General features: G+C 65.3%; 9 protein-coding genes. 3 read left to right on the top strand and 6 right to left on the bottom strand.

What is annotated here, in order from left to right; translation table 11 throughout:
• The first annotated feature begins 10 nt into the window (after positions 1–10).
• Positions 11–1387: a YihY family inner membrane protein gene (locus tag BM193_RS20705; RefSeq protein WP_254786341.1), complete on the top strand. Its 1377-nt coding sequence runs from the start codon at positions 11–13 to the stop codon at positions 1385–1387.
• Between the two features lie 6 nt (positions 1388–1393).
• Here BM193_RS20705 and BM193_RS20700 read toward each other — a convergent pair whose 3' ends face one another.
• From BM193_RS20700 to BM193_RS20680, 5 genes are read right to left on the bottom strand one after another with little or no spacing between them, the layout of a single operon-like run.
• Entirely contained in the window at positions 1394–1708 is a 315-nt protein-coding gene (locus tag BM193_RS20700) for a hypothetical protein (protein WP_092800303.1), read from the bottom strand.
• A gap of 20 nt (positions 1709–1728) precedes the next feature.
• Complete coding sequence (locus BM193_RS20695) at positions 1729–3717, bottom strand: DUF6630 family protein (protein WP_092800305.1); 1989 nt, start codon at positions 3715–3717, stop codon at positions 1729–1731.
• 27 nt (positions 3718–3744) lie between these two features.
• A complete protein-coding gene (locus BM193_RS20690; protein WP_092800308.1) occupies positions 3745–5148 on the bottom strand; it encodes a PoNe immunity protein domain-containing protein in 1404 nt (467 codons plus the stop codon).
• Positions 5149–5180: 32 nt separating this feature from the next.
• The gene (locus BM193_RS20685) at positions 5181–5990 is read right to left on the bottom strand and encodes an alpha/beta fold hydrolase (RefSeq protein WP_092800310.1); all 810 of its coding nucleotides are present in this window, start codon (positions 5988–5990) and stop codon (positions 5181–5183) included.
• 1 nt (position 5991) lies between these two features.
• Positions 5992–7302, bottom strand: a complete 1311-nt coding sequence (locus BM193_RS20680; RefSeq protein ID WP_092800313.1) for an O-acetylhomoserine aminocarboxypropyltransferase — start codon at positions 7300–7302, stop codon at positions 5992–5994.
• Positions 7303–7587: 285 nt separating this feature from the next.
• Here BM193_RS20680 and BM193_RS20675 point away from each other — a divergent pair, with 285 nt between their 5' ends.
• Together BM193_RS20675 and BM193_RS20670 are read left to right on the top strand one after the other, a co-directional pair.
• Positions 7588–8211: a 2OG-Fe(II) oxygenase gene (locus BM193_RS20675; protein ID WP_092800316.1), complete on the top strand. Its 624-nt coding sequence runs from the start codon at positions 7588–7590 to the stop codon at positions 8209–8211.
• Between the two features lie 222 nt (positions 8212–8433).
• Complete coding sequence (locus BM193_RS20670) at positions 8434–8880, top strand: CBS domain-containing protein (protein ID WP_010398828.1); 447 nt, start codon at positions 8434–8436, stop codon at positions 8878–8880.
• A 72-nt stretch (positions 8881–8952) separates the two neighbouring features.
• Here BM193_RS20670 and BM193_RS20665 read toward each other — a convergent pair whose 3' ends face one another.
• Positions 8953–11214, bottom strand: a complete 2262-nt coding sequence (locus BM193_RS20665; protein ID WP_092800319.1) for a putative bifunctional diguanylate cyclase/phosphodiesterase — start codon at positions 11212–11214, stop codon at positions 8953–8955.
• Between the last annotated feature and the right edge of the window lie 397 nt (positions 11215–11611).

The raw sequence follows: 11611 nt of genomic DNA, 5'->3' as shown, positions 1-11611 counted from the left end.
GATTTCGAACATGTTTTCAAAATATATACTGCCGTTCCTGCTCTACCTGTGGCGCATCCTGGGCATGGCCCTCGACGCCGTGCGCGGCCTGACCTGGTCGGAAACGCGCGACCTGCTGCAATTTGCGCGCCGCCGCGTGCGCGAGGAAAGCCTGCCGCAAGTGGCGGGCAGCCTGACGTTCGCCACCGTGTTCGCGCTGGTGCCGCTGCTTACCCTGGCCCTGGCGATCTTCACCACCTTCCCCCTGTTCAATACCTTCCGCCACGCGCTGGAAGACTATTTCGTGCAAAGCGTGATGCCCAAGGGGATCTCGAACACCATCCTCGATTATCTGACGACGTTTGCCTCGAAAGCCACGCGCCTGTCGGCCATCGGCGCGGGCGCCCTGATCGTCACGTCGGTAGGCATGATGGGCCTGATCGAGCGCGTCTTCAACCGCATCTGGCGCGTGCGCCAGGAGCGCCGCTGGACCAAGCGCCTGCTGGTTTACTGGGCCATCGTCACCCTGGGGCCGCTGCTGGTGGGCGTGTCGCTGACGGTGACGTCGCGCGTCTTCATCGCCACCAGCGGCGTGGTGGGCGCCGTGCCCTTCCTCGGCACCGTGTTCTATACCTTGGTGTCGGTCGGCCTGACCATGCTGGCGTTTACGCTGTTGTACATCACGGTGCCGAACCGCGACGTGGACTGGCGCGACGCTGCCTGGGGTGGCCTGCTGGCGGCCTTGGCCTTCGAAGTGGCCAAGCGCGGCTTCGGCGAATTCATCCAGGAATTCCCCACGTATTCGCGCATCTACGGCGCGCTGGCCGCGCTGCCGCTGTTTCTCGTCTGGATTTACCTGAGCTGGATGATCACCCTGGTGGGGGCCTTGCTGGTGGCCGCCTTGCCCGTCGTGAAATACGAACGCTGGTGGTACGAGGCGGCGCCGGGCAGCGAATTCGTCGACGCCGTCGCCATCCTGAAAGTGCTGCACCACGCCTGCCACTGCGCCGATTCGGCCCTGGTGGGCGCGGCCGAGATCCGCCGCAGCACGCGCCTCGGTTTCGAAGAGATGGAAAACCTGCTCGACAAGATGGTGCAGCAGGGCTGGGTGGGCAGAGTCAACGTGGAAGGCGCCGTGCGGGTGCAGTGGGGCAAGCGCGTGGCCGACAGTTCCGACCACTGGGTCTTGCTGGGCAACGTCAACCGCATCACCCTGGCCGACGTCTACCGCCTGTTCGTCTTCGGCGGCATGCGCGTCAATTCCGGCTACCCGGCCGGCTCCACCAACGAGCGCGACATCAAGGCGGCGGAGGAAGCGGCGGCGCTGGCGGCGCAGGTGGAAAATGCCGTGGAAGAGGGCCTGGGCATGAGCCTGGCCCAGCATTTCGGCGAAGTGCGCTGCGGCTGACGGCAATCAGGGCTTGAGCCGTTCGTACAGCAGGCTGTCGAGCGCGCCCGTCAGCGTTTTGCCATCCTCGTCGAGCAGCGTGTATTCCTGCTGGCTGTCGCCGAGCGCTGCGCTGCCCTCGATGCCGCACACCAGCTGGTAGGTGGCGTCGTCGATCGCCAGCGCGATCAAGGCCAGGACTTGTTCGCGCTGGTCCTCCGCCAGTGCCAGTCCGTTGAGCAGGGCGCCGAGCCGCGTCTGTCCCTGCCGTCCCTGCGCATACAGCGCCAAGAGCGAGGCATTGGCGGCGACGACATCATCGATGAATTTTTTCGCGTGCATGGCTTCCTTGTCTCCAAAAATCACAGCAGCACGGGCCGCAAGGCCGCCTGCAGCGCCACCGCGCTGAACGCGGCCGCATCCTGTTCCCGCACCACGCCCAGGTAATACGTATCCTCGCCGCCATGCATGTTCACCAGGCGCAGCCGATGCGGCGCCAAATGGGCGGCGATGGCGGCCAGGCCGTCGGCCATGGCGTCGCCGTCCTGCCGGTCCGCCCAGGCAAAGTCCTGCAGCGCGGGCAGGTGGATATGCTGGGCGATGCGCGGCACTTCATCGACCGACTTCCAGTCCAGCGTGGTGCCATGGCCCAGCGCATCGGCGGCCGTCGACCAGAGCAGGAAGAAACAGGCCGCCTCGGGCGTGTCGCCGTCGTATTCCTCTTGCGGGTCGTCCTCTGCCAGTGCCGCCAGCGTGATGTCCACGCAGCGCTGCGCCAGTGCCGCGTCGCCCCGCAAGAGCAGGGCGGCCATGGCTTGCAATTGGCCCCGGTCGGCCTGCGCCAGCATTTGCGCGGGCGTAAAGCTGCGCCGCGGCGGCGCTGTCTTCTTCGTCAGGCCGAGCGATGCGCTCAGCTGGGCCGTGATGGCCGCCTTGAAGTTGTCCACGCTGTCGACTTGTTCCAGCAGCCGGCCCGTGAAATCCATGCTCCAGGCCATGCCATCCTTGACCACATATAAAAAGTCGCTTTGCACGGCCACGCCGCGCAAATGGTGGGCGGGCGGATACAAGGGCGTGAAGGCCTGTTTGCCATCGAGGGTCAGCATGCAGGCAAGTCCTTGCGCATCGATGGCGAAGATCAGGTTCTTGCGCAGTTTCGGCGGCGACGAGATGGTGGCGCAATCGATGGCCTCGTACTGGCACGGCGCCAGCAGCTCGCCCCGGTTGTTCGCCAGGCCAAACAGGAAGCGGCCGCCGATGCGCTGGCTGACGATGGCGATCTTCTTTTTCGTGCCGAAATCCTGTACGCCGCTGTAGGCCAGCGGCACCACCACCTTGCCCGTGGCATCGAGCACGCCGCAGACATTGCGCTCGTCCGCGTTCGTCTGGCGTTCGACGTCGATATAACCGTCGTCGCGCTGGCAGAGGTTGTCCACGCCTTCCAGGACCAGCGCGCCATCGGGCAGGCGCAGCACGCGGCTGGCGCCGTCCGGCGCAACCTGCTGCGCCAGCTGGGGGCTGATCACGTACAGGGCGCCGGGGACGGGCGCCAGCACCACCGTGCCATTCAGGTCCATGACGCCGTGCGCATCGGCTTGAGCGGCCGCGGCAAACGTGATCCAGCCATCGCGCGCGTCGCTGGCATCCAGTTCAAGCAGGCCCAGCGACAGCGGCGCGATCCAGCGGCCGTACGGCGTGACGAGGCCCAGGGTGGCGGGCTGTCCGGGTCTGCTCACTTCGTAGCACAGGGCGTCTTCCACCCACTCGCGCACTTCCAGGCCGTGCAGGAAAGGCAGTTCCTCCGCATCGAGCTCCTCGACGTCGGCCAGCTGCGCGCTGGCGGACGCCGACCAGTAGCCGGTCGCCGGCGATGCTACGCCGGCGGCCAGCAGGGGCGCCAGCGCTTCGCGCTCGCCGCGCAGCAGGGCGGCGTGCAAGCCGGCGGCCTCCTCGCGCAGCGCCTGCAGCGCGGCCGCATAGTCCGGCGTGTCGATATCGTGCGGGATCAGCTGCACGCAGTCGAGCACCAGCCATGGCTGGCCGCCGGCCAGCAGGGTGCTGATGGCGCCGCGCGCGACGATGGCGGCCGCGTCGCGCGGCCTGTCCATCAGCGCGCATAACGCTTGCCAGCTGGCCTGCGCCTGCGCCATCGGCGCGGCCAGCACGCAGGGCCCGTCTTCGCCATCGCCGTAGACGGGCCAGGCGACGGCTTGCGTGCCGGCGCCGATGAGCAGTTTGAACAGCGCAGGGACGTCCAGGCGCCATTCGGCCAGACCGGTGATGGTCTCGGTGTCGAAGCCGGCCTGGCCGGGTAAGAATGCGGTGCTGACCAGGGCTGCGGTATTGATCATGTCTTCGTCGTTAAAATTTTGGGGCGCTCACGGGGATGGCGGCATGAGCCAGTGCGCCAGTGCGCCGCGATCGAGTCCCAGGCGTCTTGCCACGGCGGCCGCCTCGAAGGCCCACAGGCCGTAGTAGCCGCCCAGGCCCTGTGCGCGCAAATGGCCGTTGAACCAGTCTTCCTGCACCAGCGCCGCGTGCCAGCTGGCCAGGTAGTGGCGCAAGTGCGCCAGCTGCTGCGTGGCGTCGTCCGCGTGCAGGCAGTCGTACAGGGCCGTGTAGGGCGCGGCGAAGTACCACTCGTCGACGGCGGGACGCTGCGGATCGATGGCCGACAGCAGCGCTTCAACCACGCCGTCTTCGCCATCGAAGGCCGTTTGCAGGGCGGCCAGGCGGGCGGCCAGGTCGTGGCGGCCGAACAGCAGGCTAGCCCCCAGCAGTTGCAGGGTGCGCGCGTAATCGGTCAATTGTTCGAAATCGAAGGCGGGCAATTGCTCGTCATCGTAGGCGGCGGCCAGGGCCGCGCGCGCCGTCTCGCAGGCGGCGACGGCCGCTTCCAGCGCCGTTTCCACATCCAGCAAGGGCAGGCCGGCCGTGTAGCGCAGCGAAAATGCCTGGTAGGCCACGCTGGCGGCCGCGCAGGCCCAGTAGGCGGCGTCGTCGCCGTCGTCTTGCGCCTGCATCTGCGCGCGTCCGTAGGCGGCCAGCAGGGCGTCAAGATAGGCCAGGTTGCGCGCAAAATCAAACGGGGCGCCGAACGGTGCGGGCGGCTGCTGGCGCGGCGTGCAGGGCCACGGCGCCGGCGAAGACGGGCAAGCGTCGGCACAGCTGCGCTGGATGGCCCAGTCGGCGAAGATTTGCTGCAAATATGCCGCCGTCTCGTCGTCGTGGGCGATGGCGCCGGCGCCCACCAGGGTCGTGCCCAGCAGGGTGTAGCCGGGAAAGCGGCTGCTTTCGTAGGCGATGGTGGTAACGCTCTGGATGGCCTTGCCGTCGCTGAGGTCGCGCACGCGGAAATACACGTCGTCCCAGCCCGCCAGCGGCGGCGCTGGCGAACCAGCCGGCAAGGTGCTCCAGCTGCCGTCGTCCTGTTCTTCATACGCGGCCAGCAGCGCGTCGAGGCCACCGGGGCGGTCGATGCGGTTGTTGGCATCGTATTGCAGGCCCAGTTCGGCCGCGAACGCCGGCGCATGGCGGCCGGCAAACACCAGGTACTGGGCGTTCAGGGTGCCGACCAGCAGGTCCGTCCGCTGGCCCGCCACCGTCAGCGCCTGCGGCAGCCGGTACCAGTGGTGGCCGGGGATGCCCGCCATGGGGCCGTTTTCGTCCGCGAGGGGATTGGCGCAGCGCAGCTGCTCCAGCCATTCGTAGCGTGCGTGCCGCGCCGCTTCCGTGCCGCTGCCGCGGCCAGTCAATTCATCAAACAGGGTATTCAACAACATGGTGCATCTATCCTAAAAAAGCGCGCGTGATGTCACGCCGCTGTCTGCGCAAACGCAAACAGCGCGTCGAGCACGGCGTCCGGCTGCTCGGCCATCAATTCGTGCCCGCTGTCGACCTGCACCACGGTGCCATGCGCGATGCTTGACGTCAGCAGCCGGGTCGACTTGGGCGGCGTCATCATGTCGCGCGCGCCGAAAATGAATAAAGTGGGGCAGTGTACCGAAGCGGCGGCGATGTCGCCGTTCGCATAGGCGTTGCAGGCGAAAAAATCCGTGTGGAACACGTGAGCGGGATTGCGGGCGGCGATGCGCTGTTTCAGGCGCCGCGCGCCGCCCATGGCATAGAAGCCGGGGCCGGGGAACGACGGCTTTTGCGCGATCGACGAGTGCGACCAGATATTGACCATGTCGATGGCCGCCTGTTCATCGTTCAATGACGTTTCCAGCAGGGCGGGCGAGACTTTCATCGGGTAGGTGGACCCCAGCATGGCCAGGTGGCTGACCCGTTCGGGCGCCAGGAATGCTGCTTCCAGCGCGATCAGGGAGCCCATGCTGTGGCCGATCAACATGGCCTTGGCCGCGCCGGCAGAGTCCAGCACGGCGAGTATCCAGCGCGCCAGGTCCTCGACGCTGGTTTTCGCCGCGCCGCCGCTGCGGCCGTGGCCCGGCAAGTCGACGGCCAGCACGTTCCAGCCGTGGTGCGCGAAGTAGCGCGTCTGCAGCGCCCACACGCTGTGGTCGTTCTGCGCGCCGTGGATGAAGACGGCCGTCGGCTGCTGTGGGTTGAAAGCCTTGCCGCCCGTGTAGCAGTAAGCCGTGGTGTTGTCGATGGTGAGCAGCATCTCAGGCGCCTTTCTGCGACAGTTTCAGGCCACGGGCCAGGTCTTCGATCAAATCGTCCGCGTCTTCCAGGCCCACCGACAGGCGCATGGTGCCTTGCGTGATGCCTGCCTGTACCAGCTGATCGTCGGGCACGCGGAAATGCGTGGTGGAGGCGGGGTGGATGACGAGCGACTTGGCGTCGCCCACGTTGGCCAGGTGCGAGAAGACCTTCAGGCTGTCGACAAAGCGCCGGCCGGCCGCGCGGTCGCCGCGCAGGCGGAAAGTGAACACGCCGCCCGCGCCTTTTGGCAGCAGGGTTTTCGCCAGCGCGTAATCGGGATGCGACGGCAGTTCGGGATACGACACGGATTCGACGGCGGGATTGGCCAGCAGGAAGTCGATGATCTTGCGCGTGTTGGCCACGTGGCGGTCCATGCGCAAGCCCAGCGTTTCGATGCCTTGCAGGACGGCGAAGGCATTGTGCGGGCTCATGACGGCGCCGAAATCGCGCAAGCCTTCACGCCGCGCGCGCAGGGCGAACGGCGCCACCGTCGATTCCTCGGCGAAGACCATGCCGTGAAAGCCCTCGTACGGTTCGCACAGTTCGGCAAAACGGCCCGTCTTGTCGTAGGCCGCCTGCCAGTCGAACGTGCCGCCGTCGACGAGCAAGCCGCCGATGGCCGTGCCATGGCCGCACAGGAACTTGGTGGCCGAGTGGAATACCAGGTCGGCGCCATGCTCGAAGGGACGCAGCAGATAGGGCGTGGTGAAGGTCGAGTCGAGCATCAGCGGCAGCTGGTGCTCGTGCGCCAGGGCGGCAATCCGGGGGATGTCCAGCACGTCGAGGCCCGGATTGCCCAGGGTTTCGCCGAACAGCACTTTCGTATTCGGGCGTATCGCGCCGCGCCACGCGTCCACATCGCGCGGGTCGACAAAGGTCGTCTCGATGCCGAAGCGTTTCAAGGTGTACGCCAGCAGGTTGTGCGAGCCGCCGTACAGGGCGCGCGAGGCGACGATGTGCGAACCGGCGCCGGCGATGGTGGACAGTCCCAGGTGCATGGCCGCCTGGCCACTGGCCGTGGCGATGCCGGCCACGCCCCCTTCGAGCGCGGCGATGCGCTCTTCCAGCACGGCGTTGGTGGGATTCGAGATGCGCGAATACACGTGGCCGGCCCGTTCCATGTTGAACAGCGAGGCCGCGTGGTCCGAACTCTTGAAGGCAAACGAGGACGTGAAGTGGATGGGCGTGGCGCGCGCGCCCGTCACCGGGTCGGGCGTGGCGCCCGCATGCAGGGATAAGGTGTCAAAACCGGGGTATTTCGGGCCGCTCATGGTGTCTCCGCCAAGTTTTTATAGTGGCAAGATCGTAACCTGATTTGCAGCTGAGCAAAAGGGCCGGCGTGCAGGGCGCATGGCGCCGTGGCGGCGGGCATGGCGTGTAACCTGAAGTGTAAAAAAAGTGACCGGCGCGCAGCGGCGGTGGTAGGATATCGGGTCAGCGATATTCGGGCTGTTTTACCTGTGCGCGTGCGCCGCGCCGCAGGGCGTTCAGCTACGTGCCAGCGAATTCCTGGACTTCAGGCGAACTCTCATCGCAAGTCCACCAGGAAAGATTTTATGCCCGCAATATCGTTCGACGGCGCCCTCGCCGTATCCGGACCTCGTATCGTCGACGGCCTCTGCCACGCAGGCTGGGTCATGCAAGAGCATTTCATTTCCCCTGAACTGAGCCGCCAGCTGGCCGCCGAATGCGTGCAATCCATGCTCAGCGGCAACATGAAGGGCGCCGGCGTAGGCAGCGGCCATGCGCCGCTGCTGCAGCCGGCAATCCGCGGCGACCATATCGAATGGCTGGAAGCGGGCCGATCAGCCGCCTGCGACAGCTACCTGGCGCACATGGAGGAGCTGCGGCGGACCCTGAACCGCGAACTGTTCCTGGGGCTGGACGAGTACGAAAGCCATTTCGCCGTGTATGCGCCGGGCGCCTTTTACCGGGCCCATCTGGACCGCTTCCGCGACGACGACAAGCGCACCGTCTCCGTCGTGCTGTACCTGAACGAGGACTGGCTGCCCGGGCATGGCGGCGCCTTGCGCCTGCACCCGCAGGGCGCGCCCGTGGTGGATGTCGCGCCGGTGGCGGGGCGCATGGCCATGTTTTTGTCGGGCGAGATGCTGCACGAAGTGCTGCCGACGGCGCGCGAACGCCTGTCGATAGCCGGCTGGTTCCGCCGCCGGGCGTGAAAAACTACTGCGCGTCGCGGGGCACGGCCGGCGATGCTCGCTGTACTGGTGTACAGCTGCGCTTCTCGGCCGCGCAGCGCATCCGTTCGCTACGTTTTTCTTGCCCGGCAATCCCCCTTGATTTGATTGCGCGCAAGGCTGGATTTTTCCGCAGGCATAGGCTACAGTCGCTGTAAGGGCTAGAATAACTAAAAAACCAATCACGCGGACAGGACGGCCAATATGAAAGTATCTGAAATTCTCCAAGTCAAGGGCAACATCCTCTACACGGTCACGCCAGACCAGCCCCTGCTTGACGCGGCCAATACCATGGCTGAAAAAGACATCGGTTCGCTGGTGGTCATGGAATTTGGCGACCTGGTCGGCATGCTGACCTTCCGCGAAGTGCTGAACGCCTTGCATGAAAACGCGGGCCAGATCGGCGGCGGCACCGTGCGCAAGCACATGGATGACCACCCGATCACCGTCACCCCCGATACGGAAGTCAATGAGGTGCGCCGCATCATGCTGGAAAAGCACGCGCGCTACCTGCCCGTCATGAACGCCAAGACCTTGCTGGGCGTCATCTCCTTCTATGACGTGGCGCGCGCCGTGCTGGAAGCGCAAAGCTTCGAGAACCAGATGCTGAAGGCGTACATCCGCGACTGGCCGGCCGAAACCACCGATTAAGCTTCACTCATGCAGTAAAAACAACGCCGGCAATCGCCGGCGTTTTGCATTCCAGGCAATCCACTGGACGGCCTAGGCGGCGCCCTGCAGCGCCTCGTTGTTCAGCCAGCTTCCCAGCGCGCTGGCCGTCATGGGGCGGGCGAACAAAAAGCCCTGCGCCATGGGGCAGCCCAGCGCCTGCAAAATCTGCGCTTGCCGCTCGTCTTCCACGCCTTCGGCGATGACGGCCAGGCCCAGGTTGCGGCCCAGCTGGATGACCATTTCCGCGATGCTGCTGCCGCGCGCCGAGCCCGTGATTTCCGTCACAAACGCGCGGTCGATCTTCAGGCGGTCGACCTGCAGGCGCTGCAGGTAGGACAGCGAGGAGAAGCCCGTGCCGAAGTCGTCGATGGCGATGCTGACACCCGTCTGCTTGATCTGCCACAGCATCTTGATCAGCATGTCCGGCTCTTCCATGGCCATCGATTCCGTGATTTCCAGTTCGATGAATTCGGGCGGCGCCTGGGTGTCCTCCAGCGCCGCGCGCAGCATTTCCAGGAATAGCGGGTGGCGGAACTGCACTTGCGAGACGTTGACGGACATGACGAAGTTGCGGTGGCCCTGTTCGCGCAGCTGCACCAGTTCGCGGCACGCCGTGCGCAGCACCCATTCACCGAGGTCGATGATGATGCCCGAATACTCGGCGATGGGGATGAAGCGGTCGGGCGAGATGAACTTGCCGTCCGGCGTCTGCCAGCGCAGCAGCGCTTCGGCGCCGACGGGGCGGCGCGTGGTCAGGTCGATCTGCGGCTGGTACACGACGAACAGCTGGCCCTGGCTAAAAGCCGTGCGCAGCGCGTGCATCATGCGCACGCGTTCGCGGATTTCGATGCCCATGCTGCGCGAAAAATAGAAGTGGCCGGCGCGCTGCTGGCTTTTCGCCCGCTTCAGGGCGATGTCGGCATCCTTGAGCGCATCGGCGCCCGTGCCCGCGTGTTCGCCCAGGCGCACCAGGCCCAGGGTGGCGGACAGTTGCACGTCCTGCCCGTCGATGCTGAACGGCGCCTGGAACAGGGCCAGGATGTTGGCCGGATTGACTTGCGAGGAATCGCCCAGCACGCAGAAGATGTCGCCGCCCAGGCGCGCCACGGTCAGTTGCGATCCCAGCTGGGTTTGCAGCCGGCCCGCCACGGCGACCAGCAGCAGGTCGCCGAACTGGTGGCCCAGGGCGTCGTTGGTCTCGGCAAAATGGTCCAGGTCCACCAGCGACAGGGTGGCGTCGTCGCGCGCGGGGCCGGCCAGCGTGGCGTCGAGGATTTCCACCAGGCGCGTGCGGTTGGGCAGTTTCGACAGGTTGTCATAGAAGGCGGCGTTATGCAGGTGCGACACCAGCTCGACGTTGTCCAGGCCCACGGCGACGTTGCTGCAGAACACTTCCAGCAGGCTTTCATCGATGGCGGTGAGGGGCCGTGGCAGCAGCAAATAGGCGGCCGCGTCGCGGCTGGCCTTGCCGGCGAAGTACAGGGTGGCGTAATCGTGCGCATACACATTGCGCCGCTGCGCCAGCGTGTGTTCGATGGCGGCCATCACGCGCGGGTTTTGCAGGCCGCACAGGGCGCTGTGCGGCAAGCCGGAAAAGCTGCCCGTGCAAGCGGAGACAAGCAGCTCCTTGCCGCCATTGTCCAGCATCTCCTGCACGCACAGCACGCCGTCGGCGCGGATGCCCAGCAGGTCGGCGATCTGCGCCAGCACGCCGGCCGAGAAATTCTGTACGCCATGCAGCGCCATCAGCTGCGTGCTGGCGTGGACGATCTGGTCCAGGCCGCGCCGGCTGCTGCTGATCGAGCGGATCTGTTCGTACGAGCGGATGGCCGCCGTGACGGTGGTAAACAGCTTGATGCGCGTCAGTTCCGACTTGGTCTTGTAATCGTTGATGTCGAAATCGCGGATGGCGTCGATTTCCGGCGCATAGCCGGGCTGGCCCGTGCGCAGGATGATGCGCACGTCCGTCATCTTCAGCGTTTCGCGGATGTAGCGCACCAGGTGCAGGCCCGCGTCGTCCTGTTCCATCACCACGTCGAGCAGGATGACGGCGATGTCGCTTTCATGCTTGAGCAGCTCGCGCGCCTGGCCCGCCGAATAGGCGTGCACGAATTCCAGCGGACGGTGCTGCATTTCCAGGTTGCCCAGCGCGAAAGTGGTGGTGGAGTGGACGTCTTCATCGTCGTCGATGATCATCACCCGCCACACGCTGCGCGGCGCGACCGTCAGCGGCGCAGCCGGTTGCTCATCGAGGAATACCAGGTCGTCGTGATCGTCCTTGTTGGCATCAAGGGGGATGATCGGTGCGGGCATGTATAGCTTCTCCAGGATGACTCAATACGGAACGTGAGCACATCAGAAATGTCCATGGCGTTGTTGTACTGCCTCGCCGTACTCGCGTACTGTCTTCGGCAGTACGCCTAGCCCTGGGCATTTCTGATGCACTCTGGAACAACGAAAAACAGCACTCAACTATCGTTGCGTTGCCTCGCCGTACTTGCGTACTGTCTGCGGCAACGACGCCTGGCCCTGGGCATGTCGTGACGTGCTCTCGGCGCAGCCTCAATCCGGGTTGGCGTTCAGTATTGTGTGCCGCGCTCTGATCCAAGTATATAGCTATTTAATAAGCAAAATGTTTTTTTAAGTCTATTCTGTAGGGCAATATTTCTTGCATTGCATGATTGCGACGCTTATTTGGTATTTTTTATAC

The sequence above is a fragment of the Janthinobacterium sp. 344 genome (genome assembly GCF_900112025.1).
Lineage (GTDB): Bacteria > Pseudomonadota > Gammaproteobacteria > Burkholderiales > Burkholderiaceae_D > Janthinobacterium.
Note: the sequence above shows the minus strand (reverse complement) of the source record. Positions and strands in the feature narration are given on the sequence as shown.

What these genes read in the sequence shown, in the direction of transcription:
- BM193_RS20705 (WP_254786341.1), top strand. Translation starts at nt 11, where the DNA reads ATGTTTTCAAAATATATACTGCCGTTCCTGCTCTACCTGTGGCGCATC.
- BM193_RS20700 (WP_092800303.1), bottom strand. Translation starts at nt 1,708, where the DNA reads ATGCACGCGAAAAAATTCATCGATGATGTCGTCGCCGCCAATGCCTCG.
- BM193_RS20695 (WP_092800305.1), bottom strand. Translation starts at nt 3,717, where the DNA reads ATGATCAATACCGCAGCCCTGGTCAGCACCGCATTCTTACCCGGCCAG.
- BM193_RS20690 (WP_092800308.1), bottom strand. Translation starts at nt 5,148, where the DNA reads ATGTTGTTGAATACCCTGTTTGATGAATTGACTGGCCGCGGCAGCGGC.
- BM193_RS20685 (WP_092800310.1), bottom strand. Translation starts at nt 5,990, where the DNA reads ATGCTGCTCACCATCGACAACACCACGGCTTACTGCTACACGGGCGGC.
- BM193_RS20680 (WP_092800313.1), bottom strand. Translation starts at nt 7,302, where the DNA reads ATGAGCGGCCCGAAATACCCCGGTTTTGACACCTTATCCCTGCATGCG.
- BM193_RS20675 (WP_092800316.1), top strand. Translation starts at nt 7,588, where the DNA reads ATGCCCGCAATATCGTTCGACGGCGCCCTCGCCGTATCCGGACCTCGT.
- BM193_RS20670 (WP_010398828.1), top strand. Translation starts at nt 8,434, where the DNA reads ATGAAAGTATCTGAAATTCTCCAAGTCAAGGGCAACATCCTCTACACG.
- BM193_RS20665 (WP_092800319.1), bottom strand. Translation starts at nt 11,214, where the DNA reads ATGCCCGCACCGATCATCCCCCTTGATGCCAACAAGGACGATCACGAC.